This window comes from Psychrobacter sp. PP-21 (assembly GCF_033790785.1).
Taxonomy (GTDB): Bacteria; Pseudomonadota; Gammaproteobacteria; order Pseudomonadales; family Moraxellaceae; genus Psychrobacter.
This window is the reverse complement of record NZ_JAMYEB010000020.1, coordinates 17,724-36,218: the sequence shown is the minus strand read 5'-3', so window position 1 is coordinate 36,218 and position 18,495 is coordinate 17,724. Positions and strand designations below refer to the sequence as shown.

Below are 18,495 nucleotides of genomic sequence, written 5' to 3'. Positions count from 1 at the left end.
TGACGGTGCCGTCTGCTGCATCTTCGTCGAAGATGGTGGCGACATCAAAGGCGGTGCCAATGCTGGCGTTGATCGGATTGCTGATGCTCATGCTTAGGGCTTCTGAGACCTCATAGATGGCATCGTCGACCACTGTGACATTAATGACTGGTGCCGAGCTCTGTCCTGCTGGTATTCTGACACTCGCTCCATTGATAAGAAAATCTTGGATATCATTTGCATTACTCAGAAATACAGTAACACCATCAATGTCAACATAACTAATAGAAGTAATATCTGCCAATTCGATACTGCTTGTATCACTAATTTTTACGTCAACTAAGGTGTTGAAGTTACTAATTTTGTTTTGTGATACAGCGAAAACTAACCCATTATCAATCCCTTCAATCGCTTGACCATCAGTTGCCACAATGCTGACCACGGGTATATCACTTCCTGTCATCGGATTGTTAGGATCGACCGGCGTACTACCATCAGTCGTACCATCATCATATACAGTCGTTTCTACAGTGCTATTGGCAGTATCAATAGTAGCTCTGCCCGTGCTGACACTTGTGATCGCTACTTGAAAGCCTTCTGCTCCTTCATAGACATCATCATTGACAATAGGCACACTAAAATCAACAGAGGTCTGTCCAGCCGGAATCGTGACTGTTTGCGTGGCTGGCGCACTATAGTCATCACCATCAGCAGATCCAGGTGTGATCGTTATCGTAACTGTAGTATCTGTCTCACTCACTTTATCCAGACTGACTGTGTACAACGCTGTATTCGCATTATCGGCAGCATCTGCTTCGCTTAGGTTCATCACCCCACTAAGACTCACTATAGAAGCAGGTTCAGCTGGCTCATTGTCATCATCACTGCCACTACTAAGGGCTGCTACTAGACCAGCTAAGCCAACGCCTGCTGCTGCAGGTATCCACCAAGGTATTGCAGCCGCCGCTATATATTCAGTGCCACCCAATGCCTGACCTTCTACATCCCCTGTCTCTAGCTGCGTGACATAGTCGTAAGTCTCACCAGTATCCGGAATATAGTAATAGTACTCACCATCTTCGGCGATTCCGAGCAGTGCACTGTCTGCCTCGTCGTAGAACCCTTCTATTATAAGATCACTGTTTTCGCCATCTTTTTCGAACGAGACATGCAAATCATTTTTTAGACGCTTGGTAATAATATGATTGGGCGCACGACCGATTGCCGTATCATGAAACTCGTAATTAACCTTGTCCACAGCTTTAATAATAGTAGGCTTTCCATCTTCGGTGACTACTTGTACTTGCGCGACAGTCTGAGTTGCACTATTGGTTTTTACTATAATCGTGTTCATATTTTTTACCTTCTATTTATTGTTATCTGTTTTTCAATTGGGATAATATAACTTGAGAGAGATATCACGCGGCACTCATTGCCAAAGAATAATCGGTCAAAGCCGTTTTAAATGAATAAAATCCACTTGGATGCCTTTTATTATTCATTTTGCGGCTGCTCTTCTACTACAGCGATGACGCGGCGATTAAGCCGTCTTCCTGCTGCAATATCATTACTTGCTCTTGGCTGCGACTCGCCATAGCCAATAGCACTTATACGGTTGGGTGCAACACCGAACTCGTTAACTAGTATCTCTTTCACTGCATTGACTCGGCGCTGTGATAATGCTTGATTGTAGTCATTTTGACCACGGCTATCTGTATGTCCCTCGATAGTTACCACAGTATTCGGGTACTGCTTCATAAACGTGACCAGTTCGGTCGTTTTTGCATAATAGGCTGGACGTACCATCGACTTGTCTGTCTCAAACAATATTTCAAGATCAATAGATATTCTTTCGGACAATACTGGTGTCGGTGTTTTGATAACAGCAGGTGGATTAATTGGTGGTGCGGCTATGATAGGTAATGGGCAGTTAGGAACAACGCGACTGATTTGATGAGACTGATAACGCCTTTTCTCTAGTAGTTGCAATGCGCTAGCGGTAGTGATCTGCTCTAAGGTGCTTTGACCCGTTTGAGTCATATTCACATAAAAAAAGTAAGTTTGACCGCCTACTAACTCATACTCTTTTTTATTTGCCAGCAAGTTATTGTCCTTGAACCCCGTGGCATGAGCGCTTAATTGGTTTATACCAACACATGATTCAACAACCGTATAGTTGCCTGGATGCAGACTCACTTGAAACCGATTGTTTACTGCGATGTTGGCACTCGTTTGTTCAGAGTAACGGTCATTGGATCTAATAAATACCAAACGGGTTTTATCAGAAGATACATTTTGGTCTAATATATAGTTGATATCAGCATCAGTTTGGTTGTTCCATGCAACCTTACTCACATGGCGACTATCTCCATCGTTATCGATACTGTTGTTACCAGTCACAGAGCACGCTGTCATTCCTAATAACATGATCGGTAAGACAATGATATTGATAGACTTTCTGAGTATATTTTCCATGACTACTCCCTTACTTACTGTATTCCGAATCACCTTTGAACACTTATGTATACTTTTATGCTACCTGTTACTATAGTTGCATACCAGTACGGTCAAACCATCCAACCGACCGTACATCGCTTTTTACCTGAAAATTTTATCTTAAGTCATTAATTTTATTAATATAAATCAATTATCCAGATCGCTTTATCGTACAAAAACCTCTCATTCTTCTGAGCAGGTGCTATCTTACATGAAAATTCATCCCATCATTAAATAAACTATTGTTTATTTAAATATTTATAAAAATAATAGTTGTTGGTTCCTTAATGTTGCAAAATAAATGCCAACTCATACCACCTTTCAGAAATCCGTACTACCATAAAATAAACCTCGCAAGCTGTTATGCTTGGCGAGGTTTTTTTTATGCAGAGTATTCTGTAGTAGTGACTACGCTAATGACTGTCATCCAATAATTCAAAGGTAATGATTAAATCATGACGATAAGTCATTTCGATGAGATCTAATATTGCAATATTATGGTCTTGATCTCTAAGTCTATAATACTAAATGCGTACTAATCTAACGATAAAAGACTTATTACTCAAGCAATATATACTATGAAGTAAAAGTTTATATACGCTGAGGCGGTACAGAATAGGTGCCGACTACGTGTGCGACAACGTCATCCGAGCCTTCCGAATACAGAGACACCTCACCCACGATCAGCGCTCGCCCTACTTTAAGTAAGGTACACTCAGCGATAATACGTGCATCTGCTGATGGTTTACGCAAAAAATTAATCGTCAGGCTGGTCGTCACGGTCAAGGGCACGATGCCGATTTTTCCCAGTATCGCCACATAGATAGCAACATCAGCGACGGCCATCATGACAGGACCAGACACGGTGCCACCGGGACGTAGCTCATTGATACCAATATCGTGTGATAAGGTCGCGCCATGCGCGCTTACTGCTTCAACGACGCATTTTGTTTGGGGGAACTCCATTGCCATAAAGGCGTTAATTTCTTCTTTGGTTGCAGACATAATTCTTCCTTGAATGTCACTGTCTCGAATATCACTACCTTAAATATCGCTACTTGAATGTCGCTATCCTAAATGCCACTACCGCTATTGCCGTTGTTAACACTGCCGACATTGCTATTTTCTTTAACACATCCGATTAATGTATCACAGGCGTGCCTTCGGTACTAAACGCAAATCCTTTATTGCTAAAATTCCCAATCATGACCGCTTCAATAACTGGTTTGACGGTCTCATCCGCGCCTTCAACTTCGATAATAAAGTTAGCACCAGCGCCGCCTTTGTTCTCTTCTTTTTCAACGATATAGTTGAGCGTGGCCATCGCAGGTAGCTCGATTGGCTTGTCTATATAGGATTTGACAAGAGCGCCATCGGTATCGTAATAATCAATTTTATTGATATATAGTGATTTTTTAAGCGTGGTATTACGTACGCTCAACGTCGCAGCCAGTAACACTTTACGATTGTCTTTATCAGTATAGATATCAGAATAGATGGGGACATAAAAGGTTTCTTTATAGCTGAACTCGCTACGATCCACATTGGACGTCACCTCCAACGCCTCAATCGGGTCCTGTTGATTCTCGGACAGGGTGACGTTCGGATCTTGCGCGGACGGATCACAGCCAGACAGTAGTGCCATAGCGGCAACCAATAGAGCGGCTACACTGCGCTTATTCATAAACTCCCCCTGTATCTTCTCATGTCACTACGCTGTTGAGCCGTTATTTGATTTTCACACCGACGCTACGTAAAAACTGGTTGATGTGTTTGTTCGCGCCATAAATGACCAGTACATCGTGGTCTTTTAATACTTGCTCTGGCGTTGCCAATCCTTGAATGCTCGGTTTGCTCTGAGTACGACCAAAGCTGTCTTCATAATACTCATAGCGCAAGGTACTAAGCAATCGTATATTGAACTTTTGCTCCAATTGCAATTCATCGATGGTCTTACCGATCAATACACTTGGAATATTAATCTCTACCATACTGAAGTTATCGCTTAACTCAAACGAATCGACAAAATAACGTAGCGACAGTCGTTTGGCCCAGCGATTGGCCGCTTCTTTTTCAGGATGAATCAAATCGTCCACCCCAATAGCCTGTAGGACTTTTTCGTGCAGTGGGTTGATACTGCGGCTGATCAACCGTTTTGCTTTTAGGGTCTTAAATAACGCCGTTGCCATCACGTTTGCGCCTTGATCTTCGCCAACTGCCACGATGACGATGTCAGTATCAATGATGGGTAAGCCGCTTACGGTATACTCATCTGTGGCATCCATACAGAGCGTATGAGAGATAACTTCCTTATAGGTTTCGACCCTTTGCATATTGCTATCAATGCCAATCACTTCATGCCCTTGGCTAGTCAATGCAGAGCCTAGTGACGCGCCAAAATTCCCCAATCCTACGATAATATACTTCATGACCTTGATGACCTTTTTTAAACTATATTTTTCGCTTCTAAACGTAAAATTATTTATGTATAAAAATTTAGTTAATCGTAATTTCCTCAGTTGGATAGCGATAATTGCGTTGGCGCATGTTTTTGAGTAGCGCAATAAATATCGTTAGCATACTGACCCGACCAACAAACATAATGACCGATATCACCACTTTGCTAAAATCTGACAAATCTGCTGTTAGATTCAAACTCAGCCCTACTGTACTGTATGCTGAAAAACACTCGAACACTACTTTGATCAAATCAAGCTCTGGCTGATCATAGCTAATGAGTGTCACGCCTGTACCGATAACCAGCAGTGACAACCACATAATAGAAAATGCGCGGCGCACGGAGATTTCCGCAATTTGACGTTTGAACACCTCGATCTTCGTTTGCCCACGGGCTAGACTGAGTGTATTCAATAAGGCAATCGCAAAGGTACTGGTCTTAATACCGCCCCCTGTCGAGTTTGGTGACGCGCCAATCCACATCAAAAATATCGTCAGCATGATTGTTGGGAATGCCAGCTCACCCATATCAATCACATTGAATCCCGCGGTTCTCGGCGTGGCAGCGGTAAAGAATCCTGTGACCAGCTTACCAAAAATACTGGTATGGTCAGCGAGCACATTATCGTATTCAAATATCATTACCCCAACCAGACCGACCAGCAATAGCGCACCAGTCGTAATCAAGGTAATGCGGCTATTGATGTTGAGCAACCAAGGCTGATAAAAATAGCGTTGATCATGACGATACAGTAGTCGCTCAATGCGATGCCGTAGATAGCGCAGTACATTGACCACAATAGTAAAACCCATACCACCAAAGATAAAGGTCATCGCCACGATCAGCTGTAGCGGGTAATTAAAGCGTAGCGAATCGTCATACATGCCAGCACTAAAGGTCGAAAACCCCGCATTACAAAAAGCTGAAATTGCATGAAAAATCGAAAAGAACAACTGCTCAGACCAATTCATATCGGGTATATCATAAATACTAATATAAATCAGCGCCGCCGCTACTGCCTCAACACCGAAAGTCACGTATAAGATTGACTTCAAGGTCGAGACCACATCCCCCATACCGCGCATATACGACATCTCGCTGATACTCGCTTGCGTCTCATAACTGACGCCGCCCTTAAAAAAGTAACTAAAATAAGTCACAAATGTCAAAATACCTAAGCCGCCGACTTGTATTAAGCCCATAATAATGGTCTGTCCAAACGTCGTAAAATGGGTCGCTGTATCCACGACAATAAGTCCTGTTACGCAAACCGCACTGGTCGCAGTAAAGAGCGCATCAATAAAGGATAACGGCTGCGTCGTTGCATTGGGCATCATCAACAGCAGGGCACCTGCCAGCACCACCGCCAAAAAGCTTAGAATAAAAAACTGCGCAGGATGTAGAAAGGTACGGTTCAGATTAAAATCGTGATCAGACAGTTCACGGATAAAGGTGACAAACACCGCTATTTTTATCGCGACGAAGCCATCAACAGCGGCAGACAACCCAAAACGCATCAGGTCAGTAAAGTGTGCCGCAAGTAAAATAATAATAGCGATACTGGTAAAGGCATCGAATACCGCCACTTTATTGAGCGTGAACGGCTTATTTGTGTAGATATAACGGCCAACCGTCACTACAAAGCTCAAAAAAATAATGACTAGATAAAAAATATGGAAACCTTGTTGTAGCCACATCGGCAGTGTAAAACCACTATCCAATAAAGCAACAACGACTCCGATGATGCTAATAAGAATCGTGACATTATTTAATAACCGATAACGCGTGGCTGCATTCATAGCCTGAATCCAAGACAACAATAACCCCGATACTTATACTCCTTTTTTGCCATATTCACAAAAATTGATTTGAGATAATCGTAACCAATTATTGGATCTATATAGACTTTATGAGTAATTAAGACGAGATATCAGGTACTTACACGATTATAGAGTATTGATCGGATATGCTTACCTATTGGCGCGTTTGCTGAGCGTCTTTCATTCTTTTTTTGTTGTGGCCGTCGACATTTTTACACCGCCCCATGTCACTAGTGCGACGCCAATAGCAATTAGACAACCTCCCAACAGCAAACCCTCAGGCGGATGCTCTCCCTGCAAAAATATCGCAATAGGGACACCAAAGATGGCCCCGACCGCCCCTAGTAGACTGAGTAAAACAGGACCGCCTGTTTTTTGTAAGAGAAACAGTAATAAGAATTGTCCAGCAAACACACATGCTTGTATGGTTATCAGCCCAAGCGGCAGCCAACTATCGACCGATATCGCGATAGAAAAATTAAACACCATACTAAATAAAGCCATCAGTAGAGAGGCGGCGACTAGCATCCCCGGAGCGAGTGCACTAAATGCGGTATTATCAGGCCAGCGTAGTGTCCGGTATATGTTACCAATGGCGAGTAGTACTGGTCCACACAGCGCGACCAAAATCCAAAACACGCTGGTATCTGGGGCGGAGAGCTTATGGATAGCCAACACCCCTGCTCCTAATAGTGCCGCAGCGACACCAAGCGCACGGGTGAGATAGAAGCGCTCTATGCGCAGCAGCAGTGCGCCAAGATACGTTAGCAATGGAGGTAAGGATATAATAAGAGCGACGAACCCTGCGCCAACATGAGGAATCGCTGAAAACAACAGTAAATTGGCAGCCGCCACACTGACAAAGGCGGCAATAAAATAGTACTCGATGCTACGGGCGCTAAAAGGAAGTGTCTCTTGTTTGATGAATGCGACGATCAATAAAATAATCGCCGAACCAGTGATCGACCAAAACAAAAACGCTAGTGGCGTAAGACCAGTATCGACAGCATATTTGGCTAAATTGGTTGAGATACCTGTGAGCGCGCCACCGACCAGTAGGCAAGCAACAGGTACCAGCCAAGTCGCATTATGGTCAGGTTTTTGCTTGAGGGAGTCATTCATCAACTATCCTATTAGATGACGATGTTTTTGTATAACTATAGGGCTTCTGGCGATATTCACTCTTTGGACAATACTGTCGCAGGCAAGCTTTGTACTGCTATGGCTGCCGCATCAATAGCGCCAGCAATATAACCAGGAAACTGTGCTGACCACTCACTACCGCAGCCTGTTAGTTGGTCTTGCCATGCGTCTGTTTTTGGTTTGGCCGGTGGTGCTACGGCATGTTGCTCGTTGCCATTGATATCAGCAGGCATCGCTGTCAATGGGTCTTGCGCCCAGTCCTTGAGATACTCAGCTACCGGACTACTCGCCTGCGTACCAAATAGACGTGCCAATTGCTCGCGGCAATGTTGTTTTAGCACGATATTAGAGACACTTTGCCGTGCCTGCGCGGGTACACCAAAGAAGCCAAATAGGGCACCATGACTGTCTACAGTAGAAGCATCATGTATCTCAGTGAGTGGTCCTATCGCACTACGCGCGGCCCCTGAGAGACCATTATCTCGCCAAAATGGCGTTTCATAGACTGCCACATATTTGGCATGGGGCGCCATCCACGTTGCTGTCTGTTGCCACTGTGTCATTAGCTCCTGTGGTAGTGCTGGCTCAAATGCTATCCGACCCGCTACCAGTCTAGGCGGTAGCGCAAGTAGGACATGTCGCGCTCGAGATATGGTCGCTTGTCCAGCAGCATCTTCGCTCTGTACGTCGATATACTCACCTACTCTACTTAACTGCTGCACGGTTTGGTTGGTGATGATGCTTTTAGCGTCTAGGCGGGCATATAGCGCCTCAATCAAAGTCGCCATTCCACCGACTAGACGCATAGAAGACGGCGCACTTTTGTAACCTTGCATTCGTATGGGTGGCTGATCAGTAGCGCGCTCCACCATCATATCGCCAGCTTCAAACTGCGTAAAACGTGATAAGTTCAGCGATTCAATGAGCGTACTTAACTGCGTCTGATAGTCAGGCCAAAACCAAGAGGGACCCAAATCAAATGCATCATCTTTATTAGCCATACCTGTGTCAGCAGCAGCCTGTCCATTATTGAGCGCGCCTGAGAAATTAGCGACTGCAATACGACCGCCTAATCTATCACGTGCTTCTAGCAGTCTATAGGCGATGCCTTTTTGCTCTAATAAAAAGGCAGCGTATAGTCCACTTAGCCCGCCGCCAACAATCACTACAGGTACGTCTTGCATATCAGATTACTCAATTCATAGAGGATTGATTATAGTTGAGACTACTCTGCCAATAGCTTGGTAAGCATCTCATCGATCTCAACCTTAAATTCTTTGTCTTCAATTTTGTTTGCTGTGACTTTGGCATTCTGCAAACTTTGGATGGCCGTTTCTTTTTCACCCATCTCAAGCTGTAGTACCGCCATAGAAAAAGCGATTGAGGACATATGATCTTTTGAGTTGATAGCAGTGGCTTTGACTAGTGCTTTGTCATAAATAACCAACGCCTCATCTAAATCCTCTGTAAAATCAGCAAGAGTTTCCCATTGCTCTGGATGGTCTTTATCAGTATTTTCATTATCGGTACAGATGGCTTTTAGCTCAGCATAAAGCTCGTCAAATTTCGCTTGATTGCCTCTACGATCGGCTTCTAATAGCTCTTCGGCTAACGTATAGATGGCTTTATATATTTTGGTATTGATCATTTTTTTCTCTATTTTTAGTGAGGTAATAAAAGAGCACGTATGTGTATTTATGGTTTAATTGCGAATAGTTTGATGGCGAAAAATTTAATACAGGCAAGCTTAGCACGGTTACTGCTGATGATGAGTGTTTTCAGTTATCAGCAAACACATGGTATGGCTATATAACGTCCATGTAATCAGCGCTCTTGCCAATGCAACCATAAACGCATATCCAGCTCCAGTTGATGATATTCAGGCTCCATATGACAGCACAGCTGATAAAACGCCTTGTTGTGGTCATGCTCTTTGAAGTGCGCAAGCTCATGCACCACTATCATGCGCAAAAAATCTGGCGGCGCGTCTTTGAACAAACTGGCCACCGTGATGCTGTTGTGCGACTTGAGCTTACTGCCTTGTACCCGAGACTGTGTGGTATGCATTCCTAGCGCATGTTTTAGAACTTTTAATTTACTGCTATAGCTGACATTTGATAGCGGGCCAATCTTACGCATGTATTGGTTTTTTATCTCATTGATATAGTGATAGAGTGCCTTATCACTTTGGATCTCATGCTGGGTGGGGTATTTGTTTTTGAGATATACCCCTAACCTGCCATCACTCATCATCTCTGCAACTTGAGTTTGAATATGCTCTGGATAATGAGCAATGTATTTTAATGTAGTCACAACGATATCCTTTGCTTAAATGCTCGAATTTATTGGCTGATCAGCACAGTCTTAGTTAATTTTACCTTATACATGCTGCTTGTACTGCCCTCTTGCTTTATTAATTACTTTGACTGGTCATCACCTGCTTTCTGACTGAATTTTTGTCATAAAGAAACCCCATAAGCTGTCGTCAACTTATGGGGTGTTTTCTTATATAAGCGTTCAATGATGAGCTATCGTACCTATATAAATGGATAGCTATTTATAATCAATTAACGCTCTAGATGTAGATACTGCAAGTGACGCTCGTACTGATTGAGAATATCGACCAGTACCTGCTCTTTGGTATAACCAACCAAGTCATACTCTTGCGACCCTTCTCTCAAGAATACCTCAGCACGATAATAGTACTCTGCATGCTTGCTTGACGTATTCAGCGTAAAGTTAGGACGCTCAGCTTTGATCAAATGCACTTCATAAATAAAGTCATCTTCATCACCATGACCGACACGTAGTTTTAGACCATCCACTTGACCGCTATCTTGACCCATACCAGCATCGATACCTTCACCAATGCTCGCAAGATTATGGATGTCTAGTGAGGTTTTGAGACCACCCGCTTCGAACTCTTTTTCGACATCACTCATGGCAGGCATCACCACCGTTTTTAAGAACTTTTCAACCTGTGCGTGTCCTGGGAAGCTAACAATACGCTGCAAGCGGGCTTTCCAGCCTTTACCGTTATCAAGGACATTGGCAGTACCAATAGTGCTCGCTTTGCGTTTGTTGCCCTCTTCTTTTAGTGACTTCCACATCGCTATCATGTAGAGCACAAGAATAATAGAGAATGGCAAGCCTGCGATCACAGAAACCGACTGTAACGAGCCAAAACCACCAGCAAACAATAAACCTAGCGTAATAAGACCCGTTGCCGCCGCCCAAAATAAGCGTAACCATACAGGTGCATCCGTATCGTTAGTCATGCCTCGTGAGCTCAGGTTTGCAAGTACTAATGCACCTGAATCCGCTGAGGTCACAAAGAATATAAGACCAATCACCACACCAGCAAATGATAGCACTTCGCTATAAGGAAAGTACTCAAATAATGCAAACATACCCATTGCAGCGTCGTTGACGGCGATTTCACCCAGCTCAGTGGCGCCATTGGCAACCAAATCTATCGCCGTGTTACCAAAGATAGAGAACCATGCAAAAATGAAACCCAGTGGAATAAACATCACGCCAAACACGAACTCTCGTAGCGTGCGGCCACGGCTAATACGCGCAATAAATAGACCGACAAATGGTGCCCAAGCAACCCACCATGCCCAGAAAAATATCGTCCACCAAGATTTCCACTCGGCACCAGAAGCGCCATCATAAGCATAAACATCAAAGGTCTTATAAATAATGGTCTGGAAATATTGACCGATATTCTGGGTAAAGGTGTTCAATAGGTATACGGTATTGCCCATCACGAGTATGGCAAGCAATAGCAGAATTGATGACAACATGTTGAATTCAGACAGACGACGTACGCCTTTTTCGACACCTGTCATTGCAGAGATAGCAGCCGCCGCGACAACGCCCACAATGATCAGTGCCTGAACCATCTTGCTAGATTCGATACCAAATACATGGGTCAAGCCAGCATTGGCTTGTAGCACACCAATACCTAGACTTGTCGCAATACCCATCAACGTACAGACGACACCAAAGGTATCAATCCCGTCACCCAGCCAGCCTTTGATTAAGCGTTCACCAAATACTGGTGTCAGCGGCGAGCGTAGTGCCAGTGGCATGTTTTTGCGATAGGCAAAGTAAGCCAACGCCATACCAATCAAGGCATAAATACCCCAGCCATGCAGACCCCAATGCAAAAAAGTCTGAGCAAGCGCTTCGCGCATGGCCTCGGCGCTCGCAGGCTCTAGGCCAGTATGCGGCGTTAAATAATGCATCAATGGCTCTGATGCCCCAAAAAATAGCAGATCGATACCGATACCCGCTGAAAACAGCATGGCTGCCCACGCTAAAAACGGAAACTGCGCTTTTTCGTGGTCTTGACCCAGCTTAATATCGCCATATTTAGAAAAACCAACAAACAACGCAAAGATACTATAAGCGGCAACCACTAGCATGTAATACCAGCCAAACTTATCTGATACCCAAGTCATGCTAGCGCTCAGCAAGGTCTCACTATAATCTGGAAAAGCAATGGTCCAGATGATCAATAAAATAGAAATAATAGCCGAACCTAAAAACACAGTTTTGTTTAAGCGCAACGGTTTCGTCACCTCTTTTGATGGCGAACTGTACATAAAAGACCTCAAATAAGTAAATTAAACAGGGTCCGATATTGCTTTGTCCGGCATAGTATTATGACTTTTGACCACATAACGTATACTTAACCGCATGACGCACAAAGCAGTACCAATGAATAAAATGATAAATAACACCCATATATGACATACATTGCGCTCATATATTGACGCTGATAAAAAAGGCCTTTACGTTGAAAGGCCATTATTTTGGAGTTATCTGATATCGTTCTTTATTTAGCAGCATATTTTATGCTGACTTGTCATTTACACAGTCGAGAGATAGTCACGCATAGGCTCAGCGCGCAGCGGTGCACCATTGGCGACATAGTAATCTGCCGTTGATCGTGGCAACTGTACACCTCTCATTTTATCAACGATTTTTTCTGCCAACATGATCGTGGTGGCATTGAGGTTGCCACTGATGATGTTGGGCATGATGGACGCATCGACGACGCGTAAGCCATCGATACCGTGTACCAAACCTTCACCATTGACGACGGAATCGTTGTCTTCACCCATCGCACAAGTACAAGATGGGTGATACGCGGTCTCGCTATGGTTACGTACGTACTCATCCAACTGAGCATCCGTCACCAAATCATCAGTCGGTGCAATAGCACGTCCACGATAAGGATCGAGCGCTGGCTGATGCATGATCTCACGCGTGATACGCATCGCTGCGCGGAACTCTTGCCAATCCTGATCATGAGACATGTAATTGAACAAAATGCTTGGATGCGCTTTTGGATCACGTGATGTGAGCTTGACGCGACCACGACTTGGTGAGCGTAACGACCCTACGTGTGCCTGAAAGCTATGCGATTTGACTGCACTACGTCCATCGTAACGTACCGCCAATGGCAAGAAATGATACTGAATATTTGGATGAGTGAACTTCTCATCAGTACGAATAAAACCGCCGCCCTCGAACTGGTTAGAGGCACCAAGACCAGTGCCATTAAACAACCACTCAGCACCAATAGCAGGCTTATTCCACCACTTATTAGCAGGGGCAATAGAGACAGGCAGCTTACACTCATACTGCATATACAGCTCTAAGTGATCTTGCAGGTTGTTACCCACACCTGGTAAATCTAGTATTTCAGTCACCCCTGCGTCTTTTAACCATTGACCAGGGCCGATACCTGAACGCTGCAATAGCTGAGGTGAGGCAATCGCACCAGACGAAACCACCACTTCACGAGAAGCATAAAACTTTTTGGTCTGACCGTCGTGCTCTACCTTGACACCAACGGCACGCTTACCATCGAATAAGATCACATCGGTCAGTGCCCCTGTCAAAATCGTAATATTGCTACGCGGCTTGGCACGATCTAGATAACCGCGAGAAGTTGATGCGCGGCGACCATTAGGCGTTACAAAGCGATCCATTGGACCGAAACCTTCTTGCTGATAGCCGTTTAAGTCTTCGGTACGCGGATATCCTGCTTGTACGCCAGCTTCAATCATGGCTTGGAATAGAGGGTTAACACCTGGCTTTGAGGTAGTCATCTCAACAGGGCCGCCCGCACCGTGATAGTCATTTTCGCCAACATCGCGGTTTTCTGACTTTTTAAAGTACGGTAGGCAATCTGAATATGTCCAGTCTGATAGCCCTTTTATCTTAGACCAATCATCAAAGTCCAACGCATTGCCACGTATATAGCACATACCATTGATAAGCGATGAGCCACCAAGCCCTTTACCACGACCACAATCCATAACACGGTTATTCATATAGGGCTCAGGGTCTGTCTTGTAACCCCAATTATAAGTCGTGCCTTGCAATGGCATGGCGAGCGCGGCTGGCATTTGGGTGCGAAAATCTAGCCGATAGTCTGGGCGACCTGCCTCTAATAGCAATACTTTGATACTGGCATCTTGGGTCAAACGCGTGGCCAGCACATTTCCTGCTGATCCTGCACCGACTATAATGTAGTCGTACTCAGGTGTGGTTGATGTCATAACATGCTCCATAATATGGAAAAAACATAAATCGTTTCGTATCAGAAAGGTCAGATAAAGCTGGAGGATGACCTTACTGTCTTAGTTTCTCTCAATACAAATTGCTAAACTATGAACGATTAAAAGACTGATTCAAACGCGCCCAACTCTACTTGGATAGATTTGGTTTGAGTATAATGCTCAAGCGCCTCAACGCCGTTTTCGCGACCAATACCGGAGTGCTTGTAACCACCGACTGGCATCTGTGCTGCTGACTCACCCCACGTATTTAACCAACAGATACCTGCTTCGATCTGAGCGATGACGCGATGCGCGCGCTTCAGATCAGCCGTTACCACACCAGCTGCTAAGCCATAATCGGTATCATTGGCGCGGCGAATCACTTCCTCTTCGGTCTCATAGGTCAAGATAGACATCACTGGACCAAAGATTTCTTCACGGACAATAGTCATATCATCGCTACAATCTGTAAATACGGTCGGTTCAACAAAAGCACCGTTTGCAAGCTCGGCTGTCGTCACACGTGCGCCGCCTGTGAGCAGACGAGCACCGCTCTTTTTACCTTGCTCGATATAGCCAAGCACGCGCTCCATATGCGGGAAGCTAACCAGTGGACCCATATTGATATTCTCATCCACCGGATCGCCTAGCTTGATACGATTGACGCGCGTTAAGATGGCTTGCTCAAATTTTTCTTCCAACGCTTTAGGGATAAAGACACGCGTACCGTTAGTACATACTTGACCGGTACTATAGAAGTTGGCCATCATCGCGATGTCAGCGGCGGTATCAATATCGGCATCTTCAAATATAATTAGCGGTGACTTACCACCAAGCTCTAAAGTCACGTCTTTTAAAGACGAGCTTGCTGCGCTTGACATGACTTTTTTGCCAGTCGGTACGCCACCTGTGAACGATACTTTGGCGATATCTGGGTGCTCAGTCAGCGCTTGACCCACTTCGTAGTTGCCTTGTACAACATTGAACACACCATCTGGCAGTCCTGCTTCTGTAAAAATCTCAGCCAGCTTTAAGGCGGTCAAAGGAGTAACTTCTGATGGTTTAAAGATCATTGCATTGCCAGCAGCCAGTGCAGGTGCTGCTTTCCACATGGCGATCTGAATAGGATAGTTCCACGCACCGATACCAGCGACTACGCCTAACGGCTCGCGGCGAGTATAAACAAAGCTGCTGTCACGCAATGGAATCTGACGACCCTCAATCATTGGTGCCAGCCCTGCATAGTACTCAACGACATCAGCACCAGTGACGATATCGACATATTTTGTCTCGGAGTATGCTTTGCCCGTATCTTTTGTTTCCAGCAATGCCAGTACATCATTACGCGCACGTAATATCTCAACAGCTTTTGAGAGGATTCGACCACGTTCCACAGTCGTCATCGCGGCCCAAATTTTTTGACCTTTATGCGCGGCTTTTACCGCCTCATCAATCTGCTCATTGCTTGTTTGTTGGATGGTAGCCAATACCTCACCAGTCGCTGGGTTGATATCTTCAAAAGTAGTGAGCGTGTCATCAACCGGCAAGTAACGACCATTAACATAAGCGGTTTGTACTTGTTCTAGGTCGATGATGTCTGTCAAATTGTTGATATCTGTCATGAATATTCCTTAGGACAATGGGTAGCAGCAGCGTTGCAAAGGCGCTGACCATGTGATGTCGTTATGAGTTAAGTTTGTAAATATAGTCTTTCGTCGTTAGATGTTTATTAAGTGGTTTATCTACGCCTATCAGAGCTTCGCTGCCTAACAGCTGAACCCTTATCAGTCTAAATATTTTCTGATTTAAGCTTTTATTTGGTTGTTACTTCTATCTGACCTGTGCGCTGTCATTTAGTCAGCATTGTTATCTAATCAGTGCTGTTATCAAAATCACGCTGCGTCATTTTTATCAGTCGATCACGCAGCCTCTTTTTGTCTGCTATATCGACACCTGAAAAGTCCGAGAGCCAAATACCATCAGCAGTCAGACGGACCATGCATAAGGTTTCGGTATCGTCAGTTGCGGCATGTTTCTTTAATTGGGCATTGGCCCACTGAGCCCACATTTCACGTAATTCGCTATCCCCTAGCATCAATACATATAAGGTTGCTTGATTGTCATATTCTGCCTGCGCTTTTTCGCCCAAACTGATAGTGGCATCGATATAAGCACGAGTAAAAGCACCATAACTCACAGGATCCTTTGCCATAGCAGCATCTACTTCTGCCTCAAATTTGGCCATCGCATCATTGAACACTTCGATGACAAGAGCATTTTTGGTAGCGAAATGATGCATAACGCCGCCTTTGGTTACCCCTACTGCATCAGCAACCGCCTGAAACGTCACCTTAGTCAGCCCTTGCTCTAGTGTTATCCGTGCCGCTTGATCCAGCAGCGCCCGACGAACCACTTTTGGCTGTTTTTTACGCTTATGAGCATTTTCCACTTCTATATTCATACTAATGCACCACAGAATTAGACAATAAGTTCATGACAACAACACCGCCAACAATCATAGCAATGCCGACTACTGCTGCCGTATCAAGGGTTTGCTTGAATAGCACCACACCCACAAGCGAGGTCAGCACAATGCCCAGCCCGCCCCACAATGCATAGGCAATGCCCAGCGGTATGGTCTTGAGCGTCTGTGCCAATAAATAAAATGAGACCGTATAAAGCGCGCCCATCATAATGGTCGGCACCAGACGGGTGAACTGCTCTGATTTCATCAAAAAAGTCGTGCCAATCACTTCAAATATGATGGCAATGGTCAGGTAACCGTAGGCAATTATTGTAGGACTCATCTTTAGCACACCCGCCTTTGTTCAAGCATTTACTAACAAAATATTTGTTAAATACATATTAAAGATACCGTATGGTAGGTATTTTATAGCAATATTCTAGCAATGTGAAGGGCTGTCTTGCTTCTTTATTGTGTCAAATAGTGTAGTATTTGCCTTAATATTCAAAAAACCGTATATTTTTGCAGTAAATTAGCGTGCCGTTTTGATATCTATCTGAACTTGTCTATATGCTGGATGAGATTTTTATAGACGTCCGTCATTGCTACAGCCAATTGCTACCTGTATTTGGCAAATATCAGTACCAAAATAGCTTATTTGGTAAGGGACAAACGCCTATTTTTGATAATTGTAATAATATTTCTGATTAATGGCATAATAAGGTTGACAGCCCCTAATGACTTGGCTAAAATGTGCCCCACATAACGCAAACAAGCCAAGAAATTGATTGGTAATAAAGCTAAAACGCTTAGTGTTATGACAGCTTATTCTCCAATAGCTCAGTTGGTAGAGCAACGGACTGTTAATCCGTGTGTCCCTGGTTCGAGCCCAGGTTGGAGAGCCATATACTAAAAACCTTCATCACTATTTGATGAAGGTTTTTTTATTGTTGCCTCTTTTATATGTACTTATGATGATATTAATATGTACTTATAAGTTTAAGCGTATTGCATGGCTATAGTGTTATTTTAGGCGTTTTTGTTGTATGGTAAGATTAATTTGGATTGGGTTCGTTTTTGTTTGAGTGCTTTGCTCCTACTCACTAAAAGTAATGGTTTATTATGATACCTGTACGTATAAAAAATAAGTTTTCTGATCATCCGCAAAAAATTATGCGCCCGATCAGCATTCGTTTGTCTGAAGAAATGATTGAGCTATTGGAAACAACGTCATCAGACTTGGGTTTCAAACGCATTCAAGGGCTTATTCGCTTATATATTCGCCAAGGTCTCGATCGTGACCATCAAGACTATACACTGGCTCATGATGAAGTTTTTATCGAGACACTACGCAAGCGCGGCGTGAGCCAACGTATCATTGATGAAGCTATTGTGGTTACTCACAACAACCATATCACGCACTCTTTGTCTGAACTGCAAGACAACGATAAATAATACTCTCTATATTGAAATGAATATCGATCTGAAAACGACAGCTTGGACATCATGACTTGGCACATAAAGCCTAATAATGAGTGTCATAAAAAAGACCAC

At 44.1% G+C, this 18,495-nt stretch carries 16 protein-coding genes and 1 tRNA gene; 2 read left to right on the top strand and 15 right to left on the bottom strand.

Features of this window, described 5'->3' with window-relative positions; genetic code table 11:
* From NJD71_RS12155 to NJD71_RS12085, 15 genes are all read right to left on the bottom strand, one after another.
* A partial coding sequence (locus tag NJD71_RS12155; protein WP_319052204.1) for a Calx-beta domain-containing protein occupies positions 1-1,333 on the bottom strand: 1,333 nt, incomplete at its 3' end.
* Between the two features lie 140 nt (positions 1,334-1,473).
* Complete coding sequence (locus tag NJD71_RS12150; RefSeq protein WP_319052203.1) at positions 1,474-2,454, bottom strand: OmpA family protein; 981 nt, start codon at positions 2,452-2,454, stop codon at positions 1,474-1,476.
* Positions 2,455-3,066: 612 nt separating this feature from the next.
* Complete coding sequence (locus NJD71_RS12145) at positions 3,067-3,480, bottom strand: PaaI family thioesterase (protein WP_319052202.1); 414 nt, start codon at positions 3,478-3,480, stop codon at positions 3,067-3,069.
* 136 nt (positions 3,481-3,616) lie between these two features.
* Positions 3,617-4,159: a DUF3124 domain-containing protein gene (locus tag NJD71_RS12140; protein WP_319052201.1), complete on the bottom strand. Its 543-nt coding sequence runs from the start codon at positions 4,157-4,159 to the stop codon at positions 3,617-3,619.
* A 43-nt stretch (positions 4,160-4,202) separates the two neighbouring features.
* Positions 4,203-4,904, bottom strand: a complete 702-nt coding sequence (locus NJD71_RS12135) for a potassium channel family protein (RefSeq protein ID WP_319052200.1) — start codon at positions 4,902-4,904, stop codon at positions 4,203-4,205.
* A gap of 67 nt (positions 4,905-4,971) precedes the next feature.
* Positions 4,972-6,732, bottom strand: coding sequence for a TrkH family potassium uptake protein (locus NJD71_RS12130; RefSeq protein WP_319052199.1), 1,761 nt, complete (start codon positions 6,730-6,732; stop codon positions 4,972-4,974).
* 201 nt (positions 6,733-6,933) lie between these two features.
* Positions 6,934-7,875, bottom strand: a complete 942-nt coding sequence (locus tag NJD71_RS12125) for a DMT family transporter (RefSeq protein WP_319052198.1) — start codon at positions 7,873-7,875, stop codon at positions 6,934-6,936.
* Between the two features lie 56 nt (positions 7,876-7,931).
* Entirely contained in the window at positions 7,932-9,080 is a 1,149-nt protein-coding gene (locus tag NJD71_RS12120; RefSeq protein WP_319052197.1) for a flavin monoamine oxidase family protein, read from the bottom strand.
* A 41-nt stretch (positions 9,081-9,121) separates the two neighbouring features.
* Positions 9,122-9,544 (bottom strand): tetratricopeptide repeat protein, encoded by a 423-nt coding sequence (locus NJD71_RS12115; RefSeq protein ID WP_319052196.1) that lies wholly within the window; start codon positions 9,542-9,544, stop codon positions 9,122-9,124.
* A 176-nt stretch (positions 9,545-9,720) separates the two neighbouring features.
* Positions 9,721-10,209, bottom strand: coding sequence for a M48 family metallopeptidase (locus NJD71_RS12110; protein ID WP_319052195.1), 489 nt, complete (start codon positions 10,207-10,209; stop codon positions 9,721-9,723).
* Between the two features lie 254 nt (positions 10,210-10,463).
* Entirely contained in the window at positions 10,464-12,509 is a 2,046-nt protein-coding gene (gene betT, locus NJD71_RS12105) for a choline BCCT transporter BetT (RefSeq protein WP_319052194.1), read from the bottom strand.
* A 267-nt stretch (positions 12,510-12,776) separates the two neighbouring features.
* The gene (gene betA / locus NJD71_RS12100) at positions 12,777-14,477 is read right to left on the bottom strand and encodes a choline dehydrogenase (RefSeq protein WP_319052193.1); all 1,701 of its coding nucleotides are present in this window, start codon (positions 14,475-14,477) and stop codon (positions 12,777-12,779) included.
* A gap of 119 nt (positions 14,478-14,596) precedes the next feature.
* The gene (gene betB / locus NJD71_RS12095) at positions 14,597-16,099 is read right to left on the bottom strand and encodes a betaine-aldehyde dehydrogenase (RefSeq protein ID WP_319052192.1); all 1,503 of its coding nucleotides are present in this window, start codon (positions 16,097-16,099) and stop codon (positions 14,597-14,599) included.
* Between the two features lie 248 nt (positions 16,100-16,347).
* The gene (locus NJD71_RS12090; RefSeq protein ID WP_319052191.1) at positions 16,348-16,938 is read right to left on the bottom strand and encodes a TetR/AcrR family transcriptional regulator; all 591 of its coding nucleotides are present in this window, start codon (positions 16,936-16,938) and stop codon (positions 16,348-16,350) included.
* 1 nt (position 16,939) lies between these two features.
* A complete protein-coding gene (locus NJD71_RS12085; protein WP_442967681.1) occupies positions 16,940-17,293 on the bottom strand; it encodes a DMT family transporter in 354 nt (117 codons plus the stop codon).
* Between the two features lie 477 nt (positions 17,294-17,770).
* Between NJD71_RS12085 and NJD71_RS12080 the strand changes: the two genes are divergently transcribed.
* A tRNA-Asn gene (locus NJD71_RS12080) sits at positions 17,771-17,846 on the top strand.
* A gap of 217 nt (positions 17,847-18,063) precedes the next feature.
* Entirely contained in the window at positions 18,064-18,396 is a 333-nt protein-coding gene (locus NJD71_RS12075; protein ID WP_319052189.1) for a CopG family transcriptional regulator, read from the top strand.
* Positions 18,397-18,495: the final 99 nt, after the last annotated feature.

Bases quoted from the DNA above. Each gene is read 5' to 3' on its own strand.
- NJD71_RS12135 (WP_319052200.1), bottom strand. From the start codon at position 4,904: ATGAAGTATATTATCGTAGGATTGGGGAATTTTGGCGCGTCACTAGGC.
- betB (WP_319052192.1), bottom strand. From the start codon at position 16,099: ATGACAGATATCAACAATTTGACAGACATCATCGACCTAGAACAAGTA.
- NJD71_RS12130 (WP_319052199.1), bottom strand. From the start codon at position 6,732: ATGAATGCAGCCACGCGTTATCGGTTATTAAATAATGTCACGATTCTT.
- NJD71_RS12125 (WP_319052198.1), bottom strand. From the start codon at position 7,875: ATGAATGACTCCCTCAAGCAAAAACCTGACCATAATGCGACTTGGCTG.
- NJD71_RS12115 (WP_319052196.1), bottom strand. From the start codon at position 9,544: ATGATCAATACCAAAATATATAAAGCCATCTATACGTTAGCCGAAGAG.
- NJD71_RS12150 (WP_319052203.1), bottom strand. From the start codon at position 2,454: ATGGAAAATATACTCAGAAAGTCTATCAATATCATTGTCTTACCGATC.
- betA (WP_319052193.1), bottom strand. From the start codon at position 14,477: ATGACATCAACCACACCTGAGTACGACTACATTATAGTCGGTGCAGGA.
- NJD71_RS12090 (WP_319052191.1), bottom strand. From the start codon at position 16,938: ATGAATATAGAAGTGGAAAATGCTCATAAGCGTAAAAAACAGCCAAAA.
- NJD71_RS12120 (WP_319052197.1), bottom strand. From the start codon at position 9,080: ATGCAAGACGTACCTGTAGTGATTGTTGGCGGCGGGCTAAGTGGACTA.
- NJD71_RS12145 (WP_319052202.1), bottom strand. From the start codon at position 3,480: ATGTCTGCAACCAAAGAAGAAATTAACGCCTTTATGGCAATGGAGTTC.
- NJD71_RS12075 (WP_319052189.1), top strand. From the start codon at position 18,064: ATGATACCTGTACGTATAAAAAATAAGTTTTCTGATCATCCGCAAAAA.
- NJD71_RS12140 (WP_319052201.1), bottom strand. From the start codon at position 4,159: ATGAATAAGCGCAGTGTAGCCGCTCTATTGGTTGCCGCTATGGCACTA.
- betT (WP_319052194.1), bottom strand. From the start codon at position 12,509: ATGTACAGTTCGCCATCAAAAGAGGTGACGAAACCGTTGCGCTTAAAC.